Annotated in this window: 15 protein-coding genes; 4 read left to right on the top strand and 11 right to left on the bottom strand. The window is 42.2% G+C overall.

What is annotated here, in order from left to right; genetic code table 11:
• Window positions 1-81: 81 nt before the first annotated feature.
• Window positions 82-1,188: a lactonase family protein gene (locus NYE25_RS02310; RefSeq protein ID WP_341144996.1), complete on the bottom strand. Its 1,107-nt coding sequence runs from the start codon at window positions 1,186-1,188 to the stop codon at window positions 82-84.
• Window positions 1,189-1,369: 181 nt separating this feature from the next.
• Here NYE25_RS02310 and NYE25_RS02305 point away from each other — a divergent pair, with 181 nt between their 5' ends.
• Together NYE25_RS02305 and NYE25_RS02300 are read left to right on the top strand one after the other, a co-directional pair.
• On the top strand, window positions 1,370-1,705 hold the full coding sequence (locus NYE25_RS02305; protein WP_042126947.1) for a hypothetical protein: 336 nt from the start codon (window positions 1,370-1,372) through the stop codon (window positions 1,703-1,705).
• A gap of 185 nt (window positions 1,706-1,890) precedes the next feature.
• Window positions 1,891-3,060: a peptidylprolyl isomerase gene (locus NYE25_RS02300; protein WP_341144995.1), complete on the top strand. Its 1,170-nt coding sequence runs from the start codon at window positions 1,891-1,893 to the stop codon at window positions 3,058-3,060.
• A 76-nt stretch (window positions 3,061-3,136) separates the two neighbouring features.
• Here NYE25_RS02300 and NYE25_RS02295 read toward each other — a convergent pair whose 3' ends face one another.
• Window positions 3,137-3,331 carry a hypothetical protein gene (locus NYE25_RS02295; protein WP_076282890.1) on the bottom strand — a complete coding sequence of 65 codons (195 nt, stop codon included), beginning with the start codon at window positions 3,329-3,331 and terminating at the stop codon, window positions 3,137-3,139.
• A 71-nt stretch (window positions 3,332-3,402) separates the two neighbouring features.
• Entirely contained in the window at window positions 3,403-4,002 is a 600-nt protein-coding gene (locus NYE25_RS02290) for a nitroreductase family protein (RefSeq protein ID WP_042187439.1), read from the bottom strand.
• A 208-nt stretch (window positions 4,003-4,210) separates the two neighbouring features.
• Between NYE25_RS02290 and NYE25_RS02285 the strand changes: the two genes are divergently transcribed.
• On the top strand, window positions 4,211-5,626 hold the full coding sequence (locus tag NYE25_RS02285) for a metallophosphoesterase (RefSeq protein ID WP_341144994.1): 1,416 nt from the start codon (window positions 4,211-4,213) through the stop codon (window positions 5,624-5,626).
• 102 nt (window positions 5,627-5,728) lie between these two features.
• Here the strand turns inward: NYE25_RS02285 and NYE25_RS02280 are convergent, their stop codons facing one another.
• Together NYE25_RS02280 and NYE25_RS02275 are read right to left on the bottom strand one after the other, a co-directional pair.
• The gene (locus NYE25_RS02280) at window positions 5,729-7,249 is read right to left on the bottom strand and encodes a copper amine oxidase N-terminal domain-containing protein (protein ID WP_341054164.1); all 1,521 of its coding nucleotides are present in this window, start codon (window positions 7,247-7,249) and stop codon (window positions 5,729-5,731) included.
• 94 nt (window positions 7,250-7,343) lie between these two features.
• On the bottom strand, window positions 7,344-8,012 hold the full coding sequence (locus tag NYE25_RS02275) for a TraX family protein (RefSeq protein ID WP_341144993.1): 669 nt from the start codon (window positions 8,010-8,012) through the stop codon (window positions 7,344-7,346).
• A 473-nt stretch (window positions 8,013-8,485) separates the two neighbouring features.
• On the opposite strand from NYE25_RS02275, the gene thrS reads away from it, so the two are divergent.
• Window positions 8,486-10,399: a threonine--tRNA ligase gene (gene thrS, locus NYE25_RS02270; RefSeq protein ID WP_341144992.1), complete on the top strand. Its 1,914-nt coding sequence runs from the start codon at window positions 8,486-8,488 to the stop codon at window positions 10,397-10,399.
• A 97-nt stretch (window positions 10,400-10,496) separates the two neighbouring features.
• On the opposite strand, the gene NYE25_RS02265 is transcribed toward thrS, so the two are convergent.
• The 6 genes from NYE25_RS02265 to NYE25_RS02240 all read right to left on the bottom strand — a co-directional run bounded on the left by NYE25_RS02265 (window position 10,497) and on the right by NYE25_RS02240 (window position 16,270).
• Window positions 10,497-11,486, bottom strand: coding sequence for an aldose 1-epimerase (locus NYE25_RS02265; RefSeq protein WP_341144991.1), 990 nt, complete (start codon window positions 11,484-11,486; stop codon window positions 10,497-10,499).
• 85 nt (window positions 11,487-11,571) lie between these two features.
• Window positions 11,572-12,288 carry an MgtC/SapB family protein gene (locus NYE25_RS02260; protein ID WP_042126933.1) on the bottom strand — a complete coding sequence of 239 codons (717 nt, stop codon included), beginning with the start codon at window positions 12,286-12,288 and terminating at the stop codon, window positions 11,572-11,574.
• A gap of 169 nt (window positions 12,289-12,457) precedes the next feature.
• Window positions 12,458-13,249: an SDR family oxidoreductase gene (locus NYE25_RS02255; RefSeq protein ID WP_042187431.1), complete on the bottom strand. Its 792-nt coding sequence runs from the start codon at window positions 13,247-13,249 to the stop codon at window positions 12,458-12,460.
• 114 nt (window positions 13,250-13,363) lie between these two features.
• Window positions 13,364-14,476 (bottom strand): rhamnogalacturonan acetylesterase, encoded by a 1,113-nt coding sequence (locus NYE25_RS02250; RefSeq protein WP_341060554.1) that lies wholly within the window; start codon window positions 14,474-14,476, stop codon window positions 13,364-13,366.
• Window positions 14,477-14,506: 30 nt separating this feature from the next.
• Window positions 14,507-15,346: a carbohydrate ABC transporter permease gene (locus NYE25_RS02245; RefSeq protein ID WP_042126927.1), complete on the bottom strand. Its 840-nt coding sequence runs from the start codon at window positions 15,344-15,346 to the stop codon at window positions 14,507-14,509.
• Between the two features lie 3 nt (window positions 15,347-15,349).
• Complete coding sequence (locus tag NYE25_RS02240; protein WP_341147667.1) at window positions 15,350-16,270, bottom strand: carbohydrate ABC transporter permease; 921 nt, start codon at window positions 16,268-16,270, stop codon at window positions 15,350-15,352.
• Window positions 16,271-16,375 lie beyond the last annotated feature (105 nt).

Below are 16,375 nucleotides of genomic sequence, written 5' to 3'. Positions count from 1 at the left end.
AGGGAACACCGGACTACATCTCCGGTGTTCCCTTTATTATTTTCTTAAATTGTCTTATTCACTCTTCAAAACGAGTTTCTTTTATAATGGGAAAATCACAGGCTTCACACACACCGGCTTGGATACCTCGGCAGTATTTCCAGTAAAGACGAGACGACCACTGGTCTCTTCAATAGAGAACACAACCAGGTTATTAGCATCACGATTTGCAACAATAAGATAAGCCCCATCCGGAGTTAATGAGAAGTGTCGTGGATGCCCTCCACGAGTAGATACATATTCAATTAGTGTAAGCTTGGCAGTAGCGTTATCCACTGCAAACACTGCGATGTTATCCGCTCCACGATTAGAAGCGTAAAGATATCTTCCATCTACTGAAGTGGAAATTTCAGCGCAAGTATTCTCTTCCTTAAAATCCTCAGGCAAAGTTGAAACTGTATCTACCGTGTGAAGTGTCCCTGTAGCACTGTCATATGTAAACGATGTTATCGTGGAATCCACCTCGTTTATAACATAAGCAGACTTTCCATCTGGATGAAAAGTAAAATGACGAGGTCCCGCCCCTGGATGAAGCGCAGTATCTCCGTGAACTTCTAGTTTGTTCAAGTCTCTATTGATTCTATAGGACCGAATAATATCAAGCCCAAGATCAGAAACAAACAGATACTGTCCGTCCGGACTGAAAATAGCCGAATGGGGATGCGGGCGATCCTGTCGTTCAGGATGGTGACCATGACCGGAATGAATCGCGACATCCGCCAGTTGATTAGCAACTTTTTCTTCATCTAATGTGATCAAGCCTACACTGCCACCATGATAACTACATACAACAATGTATTCATCGCTTAGATCTCTTGAAATATGGCATGTGGTCGTTTGACCATTACCTGAAGCAGGCATTGAGGCTATACGGTTCAATTCGCTCAATTTCCCACGCTTAGCATCGATAGCAAAGGTAACGACTGCTCCCTCTTTTCCACCTTCACCATTTGGCTTTTCTCCTATGGCATATAAACGCAGGGCTGAAGCATCTACATTAACAAAGGTGGGGTTAGTTAGACCCTGAACCGAGTCGATTAATTTTAACGTACCTCCTGCTTCGCCATCGAATTCAAATACCTGCACACCGCTTTCCGTGGCACTTGCATAGGAACCCGTAAACAGCAATAACTTAGTCTGCTTTTCCATCTCTACATCCTCCTCCAAAGTATTGCTATTATATAATTTACAATTTTTAAACGTTAAAGACAAACTATAAAGTAAAAAGTGTGACAAATAGTTCAAAAATAAGGCTTTCCAATGAATAGGGTTTGTGCTATAATGAAAGCGCTAACATTAGTCTTTTATTAAGTATAAAGGGGGAACATGAATGAGTAGCATCCTGCTGGAAGCCAGAAATGTATACGAGGACTTCGAGGTGGAAACAGACATTCTGTTCTTTAAGGTCGGGGACCATGATTTGGTCATTTTTCACGGCAGAAACTACAACATAAAAAAGAGAATGACTGCCGAGCAATTAAAACGATTGTTATCCAATTCTACTTACTATCATGTGTACGGTGGCTGTTATGTCAATCTAAACAAGATCAGTTCTATCGAAGACGACTGCATTTATTTCGGAGAAAAGGGCCTATTCGCTAAAAACGTACGGGTCCCAAGACGGAAACAAGAAAGTATTCGTCATCTATTGAAAGGACTGAAGTAAACATCTTATTCCCATAAGCCGGAAGGGCATGTTACCGATGCCATTTCCGGCTTTTTGCTTTTTATTAATAGAAACTTAAAAAGATCCTATCTTTTTTTATACTTTCTTAAGGTTTAGGATCTGGATTTCTGTTAAAGTTGTAAATAGACAAGCAACACCTATATTGAAGGGAGTCATTACTAATAATGGACAAAAAAGATCTGAATGGAAATGAGAACTTAGAAAACAACGGTACTCCGGAAGAAGAATTGAACACTACCGAGAGTACCAATGAAGTAAATGAAGTGGAGGTCGTAGCTGCTGAAGAACCTGTGAATACAACAAAAGAGGAAGGTATTCCAGTAATGAACAAAGTCGGCAGTAACAATAATACGACACCACCTGCTCCACCAGTTTCTCCTAAAGGGAATAAGGGCTGGATGATTGCCTCTGTGGTTCTGGCTGCGGCACTCATCATTGTACTGATAAAGCCTCCATTCCAAAGTGGCGGCGACAACACAGCTGTTGCAAGCGTTAACGGAACTAACATTACTAAAGAACAACTTTATGATAAATTGATCGAAGCAGGCGGAGAAAGCACGCTGCAAGCTATGATTACTACTGAACTCGTTGATCAAGAAGCTAAAAAAGCTAACGTAACTGTTACTGATGAAGACATTAATGCTGAATTAGAAGACCTAAAAGCACAATTCGGCGGAGAAACTGCATTTAATACTGCATTGCAACAAAGCTCAATGACCGTTGATGATTTGAAGAAGCAAATGCCGCTGCAAGTAAAAATGCGTAAGATTCTTGAGCCGCAAGTAACTGTAACGGATCAAGAAATTAAAGACTACTATGAAGCAAATAAAGCTACTTTCAATGAAGAAGAACAAGTTCGTGCTTCCCACATTCTCGTTGAGACTAAAGAAGAAGCGGATGCAATTCTGAAGCAATTGAAAGATGGAGCAGATTTCGCTGAACTAGCAAAAGAAAAATCTTCAGACACTGGTTCCAAAGCTAATGGCGGAGATCTAGACTTCTTCAAACGTGGAGATATGGTAGCTGAATTCTCCGATGTAGCCTTTAAACTTAAAGTTGGGGAAACAAGCGGTGCTGTGAAATCCGATTACGGTTATCACATCATTAAAGTAACCGACCACAAAGACGCTAAAAACTACACCTTGGAAGAAAAGAAAGATGAAATCAAAAAGACGCTTGTGTCTCAAAAGGTTTCCACTCTTTCCACTACTTGGTTGTCAGATACAACTGCAAAAGCAAAAATCACAAATTCACTTACGGATGCCAAAAAAGAAGCAACAGCTTCTCCTGAGCCATCTGCAAGCGCAGAAGCAGGAACTGAATCTGCTAAATAATATGACTGCAAAAAGCAGGACAAGCGTTAAGAGACGCTGTCCTGCTTTTTTTGTACCTCTATTTTCGAACTTTTAATTAATGTCCTTTTTTACGGACCTGCTTATCACGATTCTCTCCCCACTCTTTCGCTTGTGCGGTAGCAATAGAGATCGCCCTTCCCTCTTCATATCCTTCTTCTAGCAGTGCATTAGCAATATCAATTGCCTTATTACGAACAGGTGCTGTGAAGTTTTTCAGTGAATCAGGATAATCGTCTTTATTCCACGGCATACAAAAACCTCCTTGACCAGACTATATAATTAATTAGCCTGGTCTAGGAGGTTTCAAACACTCTCTTAAGCTTATTTAAAGACTTTAACGCGATCTTCAACCGGTTGGAATTGTTTCTCACCTGCTGGAGTTACTGTCTTACCAAATGGCAATTGAGCAATTAGTTTCCAGTCTTGCGGGATGCCCCAAGCTTCTTTCACTTCGTCATCAATCAGTGGGTTATAGTGCTGCAAGGATGCACCTAAACCTGCTTCAGAAAGTGCAGTCCATACTACGAATTGCAGAATGCCTGAAGATTGGTTAGACCAAACTGGGAAGTTCTCGGCATACAAGGCGAAGTTTTCTTGAAGGTTCTTCACTACCGCTTGATCTTCAAAGAACAATACGGAACCGTATCCTGCTTTGAAAGATGCTAATTTTTGAGCTGTTCCTTCAAATTGTTCAGCTGGAACGATTTTGCGCAAAGTTTCTGTCGTGATATCCCATAATTTATCATGCTGTTCACCTAAAAGAACAACCGCTCTAGAGCTTTGGGAGTTGAATGAGGTTGGGCTATGCAAAACCGCTTGCTCAACGATTTCAATAATTTGAGCATCGGCTACAGTGGATTCTTTACTGATGGCATAGATGGAACGTCTTCCTTTAACTGCTTCAAGAAAATTGTTAGACATAAAATAACTACCTCCATTTATTTAAGTAACTTACTTTTGTACATCTTATCACCTTTTTTCTAAAAATACAACATCTATTCACAACTTATTTTGTCGGATATACAATTAGCCTCGATTAGTAACATCTCCCCTTCACTTTTCCGATATACATTTCGGCTAAAAATAAGCTACAATAGTGCAGCAAAAGTGCAGAAGGAAGGTTATATAAATGAATTTTTCAACAGATAAAGTTCTTATTCTACATAAAAAAACAGTCATATTCTCTTGTGTAGTGCTCTTTTTCCTTAGCTTGGCACTTACTGGCTGTAAAGACACAAAATCGTCTAATTTAAACGCTATGGAACTTGATCAAGCTGAGCTTAAACCTGTATCTTTCTGGGTCGCCACAGACACTCACTTTTTGGATAAAGATCTTCAGGATGGTGGGCAGGCTTTTCAGACCTATGTCACTGGAGGCGATGGAAAAATGTTGCCCTACAGTGATGAAATGGCTGAAGCTTTGGTCTATGACGCTGAACAGAAAAAACCTGCGTTTATCATCCTCAGTGGCGATTTAACTAATAATGGAGAACGCAGCAGCCATCAAAAGTTAACCGAAAATTTAAAACGAATCGAACAACAAGGAACCTCTGTTTATGTCATTCCAGGCAATCACGACTTATTTAATCCTTGGGCTAGATCCTTCAGTGGCGATAAACAGCTCCTTACGGATTCAATTACAGATAAGGATTTCGTCAAAATGTATGCGGATTTCGGCTACAAAGAAGCTGCATCACGTGATAAGGAATCACTAAGCTATATCGTCAAGGCTGCCCCCAACTTATGGATTCTGATGATAGACAGTAGCCAATACCTTAATAATAAAAAATACGGTTTCCCTCAGACCGATGGGCGTATTGCTTCTTCTACGCTTTCATGGATCGATGAATCCGTTAAGCTTGCAGCCAAAGAGCATGCTTCTGTGATCACGGTGATGCATCATAATTTATTAAATCACACTTCTATGTCTGTTTCAGGCTTCAAGCTTAATAACAGCCAGGAAGCTATAAAATCCTTACGAAAGAATGGACTTAATCTAGTTCTCTCAGGACATATTCATATGCAGGACATTCAAGTAGATCCAGCAGACGCGAATCAAGATACAGTATCCTCTGAACCAATGCCAATCTATGATATCGCTACGAGTGCGATGGCCGTCAATCCGCATCAATATGGAGCCATGACCTTCGATCCCGTCTCGCGAACCGTAAATTATAAAGCAACGTCTTTGAACGTAGAAGGTTGGGCTGAAGCTAACCAGATTACAGATCACAATCTCTTAAACTTCAAGGCTTATGCCGAAGAAGCCTTTGCTACTAACTCCTATGACAAAGCTATGGATAGTCTTAAGGAAAGTCCTTTAACGGAGTCTGAAAAAGAATCCATGGCGAAGGTAATGTCCAAGCTGAATGTACGATACTTCGCAGGAACTGCGGGTACTTTTGCTAAGGATATTAAATCGTTGCCTGGCTACAAGCTTTGGGAGGAACAGCAGGACGGTTTCTTAGGAGGCTATGTCCAAAGTATGGCTGAAGAAAAAGCGCTAAGTAACGTCGACCTGGAGGTGGTTTTAACGAAGCAATAAAAAGATGATATATTTCATATAAAAAACCCAGCTCCACCCGCAATACTGCGAAGTTAGAAGCTGGGTTTATTTGTGTTATTTAGCCAATGAGGATCGAACTAACTATTTACGTGTAATAGTAATCCAACCATCTTCATCTACATACACAGTAGCATGAAGTGCTTCAGCAAGCAGACGCAGCGATACATAGGCATCACCATATTCGTCAACAAATACAGGCTCTGCAAGCTTCACTTTTTCACCGTTAATCACTGCTTCGGAAGAACCGATTTTGAATACCAGTTTATCACCGTACACACCATCAGTTACGATAATAGCACGATTGACTGTATCCCATTCCACAATAGCATCTAAATCTTCTGCAAAATACCGCAGAGGAATGTACGTCGTATTATTGTCAACGATCGGATAATAATATTCGTCGTCTGGTTCGATGACAATCGTTCTCTTGGTGATACCAAGATCATCTTTCAATATACGATATACGTTAGAATTTGGATCAAAATTGTTCAAAGTCTCTCCAGGAGTCAGGTCACCGGAAGAAACATCAAGTGCTCCTTCAGTACTGATTGGATCTGCCGTTACAGCACCACCAATGTTCCAAATCTGACTGGAAGCCTTAAGAGAGAAGCTCTTTAATGGCATATCTTCAGTACCTGGAAGCGCCACTTTCAGATCAACATTCTGTTTACGAACATGTAGTCCACTGTCTACAAAAATGTCGACAGCAAGCTTCGTATCCTTACTCAGAACCGTCTTAAGCTCAGGGGTAGCTTTGTAAAGACTGTCTAGTTGATTGTCATAAACCAGCAGTAACGCATCCACAGCCAATTTTGCTGCATCATGCAGTACAGTTACTACAGCTTCTTTATCACCCAGAGGAATTACTCCAATACCTGGAATTTCATAATCACCGGAGGCTTTTTCGTCCATTTCTTTGATCACAGGATATAGATAGTCATATAGACCACCAACCAATTCTGTAAAGCCTTCCGTATCTTTAGAGATCGATTTCAGGAATCCTTTTAACAATGCCGGAAGCTCATCACCCGTCACTTCGGTATGTAACTTCGTCATATTCACCTGCTGGCCATACACAGCCTCACTAACGGGTGTTACGCTAATTGCGCTTGGATTAGGAAGATTCTTCACCACAAACTTCGTTAGCAGCTTACTAAGATCTTCAGCTTTAGTCAGATCCAATCCAACTTCAGCAAAGACCTCATCATAGCCTTGAACCGGGAAGTAAAACGGTTGTTTTGCTCCTTCAACCGTAAAGACTAAAGTTTTTTTGTCCATAAACAATGAGAATGGAATATTCAATTGTTTATAGCCGATCGTTCCATTGGCAGATACATTACCATTCTCTTGTAACTTTGCATTGCTAATACTCAGGGAAAAAGAATTTATGAGATCGACCATTTCCTTATCTTCTGCGCTAATTCCTTCTGAAGGTTCAGCGTTCATAGAAAAAGTCATACTGGATTCTGATGATTTAACATCGACATCCCCGATCAATGCCTTATTAACATCGAAACCTCCAACCGATTGACAACCGGCCAGAACAAGCAGCAGTGCGACAAAAGGAATAAACCATTTTGCCCTAGCTTTCATTCTCCTCATAGCAAGTCTCCTTTTTTTAAGATTTTTTGAAATCAATCCATTATCTCAGCAAAGGCAACATTTGTAAATCAAAGTATTACTTATTGTAAAAATACTATAGATTCAACAAAGTTCGCCATTCGATAGAAACCCATTCATTGTATATTACGCCTTTAAATAACGCTAAAATCAGTAGATGCGCAGGATAAAAAGACCACCACACCCAGCGTGGTACCCGGTGACGCTCTAAATATCCCCAAAGTGCAGGCGCCAAAGCAATCAACAGCGTTGGTAAAATACTAAGCATTTGCACAACCCAATAATTATAAAACATGTAGAACAGATTAAGTGCCAAATGTGCTACAACAAGCCAATATGACTTCGTATAACGGAATATCAATACTAGCAGCAGGCCGTACGCATTATAATCTATCGGGAAATAATCCATTAACGTGATAGCTGCAATGACGACTGGTATTCCAAGCCATGGAGTAGGCAGTTTATCTAAAATAACCAATACGGTTGCGGATAACAAAAGCGTAAACACCACGTTCCATCCACCAGGATTAATCGCTAAATTGTATGGGATCTGAGCAATAATAGCGATAATGAGCAGTCGGAACAAGTATTTCGGTCTGGATGATGTATGGATATGCCCCTGCACAAGCCCGTAACAGTAGATTGGAAAGGCTATTCTTCCTACATATCTCCAAGCAATATCCTCTGGAAAAAAGATATAGCCAATATGGTCGATTAGCATCGTCAGCATGGCGAGAATCTGCATATCAAACCTCCTTAAAATAAGTTGATATCATACATTCGCCAATGAGTACTTCATCTCCTTCGCCTGTACACAAATGATGACTGCAATAAAAGAGAACTGAATTTCTGATTTCTTGCCTCTTGACTTTATGGGGTGCAATTGAGTACTATGAACGAGCAACATCATATGGCAATGATCAAAGACATGATTTCCTATACGAACTGTCCAGAGAGAGAGGTCTAGGCTGAAAGCTTCTCCAGTACACGATTGTGAAGTTACCCCTTTGTAGCCGTGACGCTGAATCCGCAGATCTAAATTTTGCGGTAGTATGTGGCACCGACTTATCCACGTTAAAGGATACCAATGAGGTCCTATCCTTGTGATAGGTCGAATTAGGGTGGAACCACGAGCTGAACGCACTCGTCCCTTTCTGGGAGAGATGCGTTTTTTTGCGTTCACCACTAACAATTTTTGAGAAATGGAGGCTAACAATCATGGAGATCAAGGTAACACTGCAAAACGGAACAATTAGAGAGGTACTGCAAGGAACGACGATTAAAGAAGCAGCAGGTGCCATAAGTACCAGTCTGAAAAAAAATGCTGTAGCTGGAATAATCGATGGAAGATCCGTTGATCTAAACCAAACGATCGAACATGATTGCCAGCTCGAAATTGTTACGTTGGATAGCAAAGAAGGCCTGGAAATTTATAGACACAGTACAGCACATATCATGGCGCAGGCCATAAAACGTATATATGGAGATAAGGGTGTCCAGCTCGGCATAGGTCCAGTAATCGAAGATGGCTTCTATTACGACATTGATATTGAGACACCTCTATCCACGGCTGATCTTGTAGCAATCGAACAAGAGATGGCGAGAATTATTCAAGAGAATCACCCGATTGTCCGCCGTGTCGTTCCCCGCGCTGAAGCAATCAAGCTTTTTGAAGCGATGAATGAGCCCTTAAAGCTGGAGCTTATCCGTGATCTACCGGAAGACACAGTATTATCTATTTATGATGAAGGGGAATTCTCGGATCTCTGTCGAGGCCCACATCTTCCCTCAACTGGCTTGGTCAAGGCTTTTAAGCTGTTGAATGTAGCAGGTGCCTACTGGCGTGGAGATTCGAATAATAAAATGCTGCAACGTATTTACGGAACTGCTTTTCCTAAGAAAGCTCAACTTGAAGAGCACTTACTCTTTCTTGAAGAAGCTAAAAAACGTGATCACCGTAAGCTCGGCAAGGAACTGGAATTGTTTATGTTCTCTGAAGAAGCTCCAGGTATGCCCTTCTATCTTCCCAAGGGGATGACTATCCGCACAGAGCTTGAGAATTTCGCACGTGAATTACAAAGACAGAGAGATTACGATGAAGTTCGTACACCACTGATGATGAACAATCGGCTTTGGGAGCAATCCGGACACTGGGATCACTACAAAGACAATATGTATTTCACCAATGTAGACGAAACAAAATTCGCACTCAAACCGATGAACTGCCCAGGTCATATGATGATCTACAAAAATAATCTACATTCTTACCGAGAGTTGCCTATCCGAATTGCCGAATTTGGTCAAGTACATCGCCATGAGTTCTCTGGGGCACTTAACGGGATGATGCGTGTTCGTACTTTTTGTCAGGATGATGCCCATCTCTTCGTATTACCAGAGCAGATTGAGGATGAAATAAGCCGGGTAATCTCACTGATTGACCATATTTATCAAGTGTTTGGCTTTGAGTACAAGATTGAATTATCTACTCGCCCGGCAGATTATATGGGATCAGAAGAACTATGGGATCTAGCTGAACAATCATTACAAAGTGTATTAGACAATCTCGGGATCGAGTATCGTGTGAATGAAGGTGATGGCGCATTCTACGGACCAAAGATTGATTTCCATATTTTAGATGCGCTAAAACGAAGCTGGCAATGTGGAACCATCCAACTAGATTGGCAAATGCCAGAGAAATTCGATCTTACTTATATCGGGGAAGATAACCTTAAGCACCGCCCGGTCGTAATCCATCGCGCTGTTTATGGGTCGATTGATCGTTTTATGGGGATTATTACGGAGCATTATGCCGGAGCATTCCCGCTATGGCTAGCACCCGTTCAAGCGAAGTTATTGCCCGTCTCTGAGAACTACGTTGCTTATGCATTTCAGGTGAAACAATCCTTAGAACAAGCTGGCATTCGTGTCGAGGTTGATATCCGAAATGAGAAGCTAGGTTACAAAATTCGTGAAGCCCAACTTGAAAAATCACCTTACATGCTCGTTCTCGGTGAGAATGAGAAAAACTCTGGCAGTGTTTCTGTAAGAAAACGTGGTGAGGGTGATCTTGGTTCAAAGAGTATCCAAGAGATTATTGAGCAGATTAGTGAAGAAATAGTTAGTAAAAAATAAAGTTCTGCTTCAAATTAAACGTTAAAGGGCTGTCTATCGTAGAAATCTACGAACAAGACAGCCCTTTCTTTGATCACATATTAATATTCACAGGACACTATTTCACGTACAGACGACTGCTTTCATCCCAATACTCGCCTGGTTTGAGACTGAATAAGCCGATCTCATCTGCTGGCAGATCTACAATTGGTGCATTAACCAAGTTGATTTGCGGCTCTGGGCAGAAGAACTGCTCAGAAGCACCATTATTCCAGATCATCCACTGCTTGTATGAAGTCCCAACGTCATAAACTAAAGTGACTCCAGCTTTGCTGTCGGTAAGCTCCATCCGGTTACGTCCATTCTGAGCTACAGCTGTGTAATGGTTGTCCATCGAAGCGAAATAAGGATTCACACCTTCATCACGAAGCTGTGCTTCACCTGGCTCCAGCTCTTGGAATTTACCAGTCGGGAGCATACGGTCATTCAATTCCCAGCGATTACCAATGGTCGCTTTTACAAGGTAGTCTTGTGGTGTGCTACCTGGTGCGAATGGTGCATTAATCGCGGTATGGAATGCCAACAAGCAAGGCATCTCTTCATCACCATCATTATGGACTTGTACCTGTTGAGATAAGCCACCTTCACCAAGGGTATAACGTAGTTTCATTGTGTATTTAAACGGCAAGTATTGATAAGAAGGATGGTTCTCATCCACTTTGATGAATATGGTTACGAAGCTTTCGGTCTTACCGCTACCGAACTCTTCCACTTCCCAAGCTGCCGTATGTAAAAATCCATGTAAATGGTTGCCTGTTGCGACTTCATTTACTGGGAGTTGATAAGTTTGACCATTCCAAGGAAATTTGCCATCTTCATAACGATTCGGAGGAAATAATACAGGAATACCATGGATGCCTGGACTTGCTTTGAAAGCTTCCATTTCCTCAGCTCCCGGTTCATGCAAGAAACGGTAACCGTTTTCGGTATCACGGAAACAGATCAAGTTGCCACCGATGCCTGGTAAGATAGCTGCCTCATAACGGCCAGCTTTCAACCAGATGGCTGCTTCTCCTTCATATTGTCCTTCATAGGCTGTGATAGACATAATAATGTGTTCTCCCTTCCAGTGTCTGATAATTGTCTCTACTTGATAGATTACCACATCTGGTCATGACGTGACATGCCCTTTTTTAGAGCTGTTCCACTTCAACGCTCATGACATGATCAATTTTCTTCACATCATAATAGATCTCTGTAGCGTAATCTTTATCCGGCGCTGAGATCACCATATCGATCATTTGTCTTCCATCTTCCAAATCCTTAATTTTCATTCTGCGGATCGCCCGGGATGGACTTCTAGTACTTCGTTGGGTACTAACCTGAGGTCTCTCAATTTTTTGGATCACTTCAGTAAGGACAAAATTAGCTTCCATGATGATTCTCACCGAAACTTCATGCTTGTTAAGCACTTCAGGACCAATCGAACGAATTAAATGAGGAACTAAATTCACCGCAAACATTAGAAGAATAACCGCATATGCTGCTTCAATATAGAATCCTGCTCCCACAGCTATACCAATCCCCGAAGCTGTCCAGATGAGTGCTGCCGAGGTCAAACCTGATATCGCATCACCGCCTCTACGCAGGATAACACCAGCCCCCAAGAAGCCTATCCCACTGACAATTTGAGCAGCGAGGCGCATCGGATCCATATTTGGATGCTCAGGACCTGCAAACTTATCAAAGGCATGAATAGACACTACAGTTACAAGACAAGAGGCAATACTAATGACCATACTGGTCCGAATCCCCAGCGGTTTCTGCTTGATCTGTCGGTCAATCCCGATGAACAGCCCGAACAGCATGGCCACTAGCAGCTTAATTAATGATTCAATATGAAAATCCATAGTTCATTCTCCTTTCTCCACAGATACTCCATTATAACGGAAAACGGAGATTATGATTAGCTTTATTTTACAGCAAAAAAACGGCACTCCTATCCTCCATGTATATGCGCAGACAGCTTATATAATCCGCATAACGAAGAGGATAGAATCCGTTTTGGTGAAAGATTATCTAACCATGGAGCAACGATTCTGCACCGTCACAATAAATCTCAGTTCCTGTAATATGATCGGAATCCTCGGAGGCCAGAAAAAGTGCCAGCTTTGCAACTTGATCAGGACGCCCAGGACCTTCCTCTAGCGGTTGATCCCCTTCCGGAAATTCGACAGGGATCTTTACCTCTTTGAGATCCTCGGATGGAAAAGTGTTGTCATCTATATTGGTCTTAATAGCCCCAGGACAGATTGCATTTACGCGAATTTGAAATTGAGCCAGTTCTAATGCTGCCATTTTCATAAAAGCAACCTGACCTGCCTTTGTCGTACTGTAAGCAGAAAAACCGATGTTAGAAAATACACGATTTCCGTTAATGGAGCTGTTAATCAGGATGCTGCCACCGCTTTCTTTTAGATGCGGTATCGCATATTTAACAGTCGCGAAGGTTCCACGAAGGTTGATGTGAATCGTCTGGTCCCAAGACTCAATATCCATCGTTTCAATGGGCGTCATGGCTCCATTAATCCCTGCGTTTGCAAAAACAACATCAAGACGACCCCATTTCGCGGCCGCCTTGTTTATGGCAGCTTCCACTTGTGGGGGTTCAGCAACATCGCATTCAATTACGAGAGCTTCTCCGCCTTCTTTCTCCACTTGTTTTCTAACCTTTTCTGCGTTCTCAACAGTTCTATCCAGCAACACAACTTTGGCTCCGTTACGAGCGAACTCAAGCACAGTTGCTCTTCCAATGCCGGAACCACCTCCTGTTACAATCGCTACCTTACCTTCCAGCTTCTTATCTGCCATGTTTAAGTATCCTCCTTCTTGTCATGCATGCCTTCCAGTTAAGTTCTTTCCTTAACCTTAACCTCGCATACAGAAGTTGAATCGATAGATCTTTAATACCCCAAAGGATTATTTTTATTCACCCTGCCGAAGATGGATAATGAGATCATTTAAACCGGCTTCACGGATGCCCTCTACAATAAGATCAGCAAGCAGACGTGCTCCTAAAATCTGAAAATGTGTATTGTCTTGTACGCCAACTGGATGCAAGATATATTCTCCCGGATAGGACCACATGAACAGATCCTTCGTTCCTTCCACACCATAGGCTTCAAAAAGCTTACGACTCTTCTCCGCCAAATCGATTAGGGGGATCTGCTCAGTCTCAGCCAACTCTTTCATTGCCGTTAAATACTCTCCATGACTGTCTACTATAGCTTCTGCAGGATCAAATCTCCGCCTATGTACAGCGGTCACCAGTACCGGGTAGGCTCCTGCTTTCCTAGCAACTGTAATCATCCGCAGCAAATATTCTTTATATGTAGTGAAAGGTTCGGTGTGTCTATGTTCATCCCCTTTTGAATCGTTATGACCAAACTGTATGAACATATAATCTCTGGGACGAAGCACAGTAGAAATATTGTCCAAATGCCCTTCCTCAATAAAGCTCTTGGAGCTACGTCCTGAAATGGCTCGATTATCCACTACAAGACCTGTTTTGAAGCAGCGAGGCAGCAACTGGCCCCAACCAGCATAGGGATAACCAGCTTCTCCTTGATCGGTCACCGTAGAATCACCAGCCAAATATAAGACGAGCGCTTCGTTGTCAGGCTCAATGTCGAGAGCATTTATTCGAGGCGCAATACCTGAGAAGGAGAGCTTTAGCTGACCACCCATGATTCGCATCGCAAATGATTCTCGTATATACTGACCTGCCGGGACGTTCAATGTATCTAATACGTACTTACCATCACCTGCTCGAATTATTGTACTCGTATCTGCTAAGGAGTCACCAAGTAACAAAGAAATCCGGTAAATCCCATCAGGAATATCTAACAGGAAGACTGCCTTCTGCGGAATGCAGAAATCACTTCTTAATGTATCTTCTCCTCCCCTGGAACGCCCGAATACTGTCGAGTCTGAAGTAAAACCAAATCGCTCATCCGGAGAGTATCGTGAGTCCGGCCGAATTTTGGTGTAGCCGGACGCTGTATCTTTAATCCCAAAGTCAAAATGATAGCTATCCAAATTCAGCCGCACCTTTCTTCATTAGATATTTTATCCTTTCAAACCACTGGTGCTGATTCCTTCCACAATCTGCTTTTGAAAGATAAAGAAAATAATCATGACGGGTGCCAAGCTAAGAACGGACATGGCGAACATGGGTCCCCAGTTGGACACGGACTCACTGTCGAGGAACATTTTCAGCCCCATAGAAACTGTATATTTAGATGGAGAGTTCAGGTACAACACTGGCCCAAGCAGGTCTTCCCAGCGCCAATAGAAGGAAAAGATCGCTGCAGTAGCCATAGATGGACGGATGAGTGGGAGAATGATTCTGAAGTACAGACCAAATTTCCCGCACCCATCAATCGTAGCCGCTTCGTCAAGTTCAACAGGTATTGTCCGAATAAACTGCAGCATTAGGAAAATAAAGAACGGAACACCGAAGAACTGTGGAACCACGATCGGCTTGATACTATCGAGCCATTCCAATTTCGCATAGATGATATATTGCGGGACTAGCACTACATCTGAAGGAAGCATAAGCGTCATCATCATGATACCGAACCATAAGCCATGCCCTACAAACTTATTACGTGCAAATCCGAAGGCTACCAGTGAAGAAGAAACCACCGCTCCTAGAGTGGCTACAACGACAATAATTAATGAATTCTTTATGAAGACACCAAAGGAATATCCGGCAATCCCTTCCCAGCCTTTAGCATAATTCCCCCATACCCATGGATCGGGAAGAAGCTGCTGAGCGGTAACGAATACAAGCCGGCTCTCTTTAAAAGAGCTCATGATCATCCACAAAATCGGATACAGCATAATGATAGCGAGGCCACCGATAAGAATGTGATACAGCGGCCATTTCAGTTTCATTTTCGCCATGGATTATTTTCCTCCTTCCGATTCGTAGAAGACCCACGATTTGGATGTCTTGAACAAAATTCCGGTCATGATGCCGACTAGCAACAACATCACCCACGCCATAGCTGAAGCGTAACCCATGTTATTAAACATAAAGGCCTGACGGAATAGATATAGAGAATACAACATCGTACCGTCCATTGGTCCGCCTTCACCTTTAGAGATAATATAAGCTGGAACAAAGGTCATAAATGCACTGATCGTCTGCATGACTAGATTGAACAGAATAACTGAGCTTAGGAGGGGCATTGTAATCTTAAAGAACTTTCTGAAAAAGCCTGCTCCATCTACACTAGCTGCCTCGTACATTTCACCAGGAATATTCTTTAGACCTGCCAGAAAGATCAACATGGATGAACCAAATTGCCACACGGATAAAGTGATCAACATAATAAGCGCAGCGCTCGGATTACCAAACCAACTTACTGGACCAAGGCCTAAAAAACCGAGCATGCCATTAATAATTCCAGTATCACTAAAAATATTACGCCACATGATGGATACCGCCACACTGCCACCTATAATAGAAGGTAAATAATAAGTTGTACGATAGGCTCCGATCATGCGCGATTTAGTATTTAGAATCATAGCCACAAATAATGCAAAGGTGAGACGTAAAGGCACACCAATAAATACGTAAAGCAGCGTCACCTTTAGTGAATGTAAATATTTCGGGTCATTCGAGAACATTTTGATGTAATTATCAAATCCGATCCATTTAGGTGGAGCGAACAAATTGTATTTGGTAAAAGAAAGATAAAGAGAAATGATCATCGGGATCAACGTGAAGCAAAGGAAGCCAATGACGAATGGACTGATAAAGGCATATCCTGTAAGGTTGCTTCGTAAACTCCGGCCTGTTAGCTTCTTTTTCTTAAAAGCCAGCGGATTCGAAGGAAGGGGATTCGTGGATGCCAAGGGTCTCCAACTCCTTTTTATGTGAATAATAAGGGAAACGGACTGCCGCCTAACCAAATGGCATGCCGTTTC

The organism is Paenibacillus sp. FSL E2-8871, from assembly GCF_038000345.1.
GTDB lineage: Bacteria > Bacillota > Bacilli > Paenibacillales > Paenibacillaceae > Paenibacillus_AQ.
This window is presented reverse-complemented; position numbering and strand designations above follow the sequence as displayed.

Excerpts from the sequence above, each read along its gene's own strand:
- thrS (WP_341144992.1), top strand. The coding sequence starts at position 8,486 with ATGGAGATCAAGGTAACACTGCAAAACGGAACAATTAGAGAGGTACTG.
- NYE25_RS02305 (WP_042126947.1), top strand. The coding sequence starts at position 1,370 with ATGAGTAGCATCCTGCTGGAAGCCAGAAATGTATACGAGGACTTCGAG.
- NYE25_RS02310 (WP_341144996.1), bottom strand. The coding sequence starts at position 1,188 with ATGGAAAAGCAGACTAAGTTATTGCTGTTTACGGGTTCCTATGCAAGT.
- NYE25_RS02295 (WP_076282890.1), bottom strand. The coding sequence starts at position 3,331 with ATGCCGTGGAATAAAGACGATTATCCTGATTCACTGAAAAACTTCACA.
- NYE25_RS02245 (WP_042126927.1), bottom strand. The coding sequence starts at position 15,346 with ATGGCGAAAATGAAACTGAAATGGCCGCTGTATCACATTCTTATCGGT.
- NYE25_RS02290 (WP_042187439.1), bottom strand. The coding sequence starts at position 4,002 with ATGTCTAACAATTTTCTTGAAGCAGTTAAAGGAAGACGTTCCATCTAT.
- NYE25_RS02265 (WP_341144991.1), bottom strand. The coding sequence starts at position 11,486 with ATGTCTATCACAGCCTATGAAGGACAATATGAAGGAGAAGCAGCCATC.
- NYE25_RS02300 (WP_341144995.1), top strand. The coding sequence starts at position 1,891 with ATGGACAAAAAAGATCTGAATGGAAATGAGAACTTAGAAAACAACGGT.
- NYE25_RS02285 (WP_341144994.1), top strand. The coding sequence starts at position 4,211 with ATGAATTTTTCAACAGATAAAGTTCTTATTCTACATAAAAAAACAGTC.
- NYE25_RS02255 (WP_042187431.1), bottom strand. The coding sequence starts at position 13,249 with ATGGCAGATAAGAAGCTGGAAGGTAAGGTAGCGATTGTAACAGGAGGT.
- NYE25_RS02280 (WP_341054164.1), bottom strand. The coding sequence starts at position 7,249 with ATGAGGAGAATGAAAGCTAGGGCAAAATGGTTTATTCCTTTTGTCGCA.
- NYE25_RS02275 (WP_341144993.1), bottom strand. The coding sequence starts at position 8,012 with ATGCAGATTCTCGCCATGCTGACGATGCTAATCGACCATATTGGCTAT.
- NYE25_RS02260 (WP_042126933.1), bottom strand. The coding sequence starts at position 12,288 with ATGGATTTTCATATTGAATCATTAATTAAGCTGCTAGTGGCCATGCTG.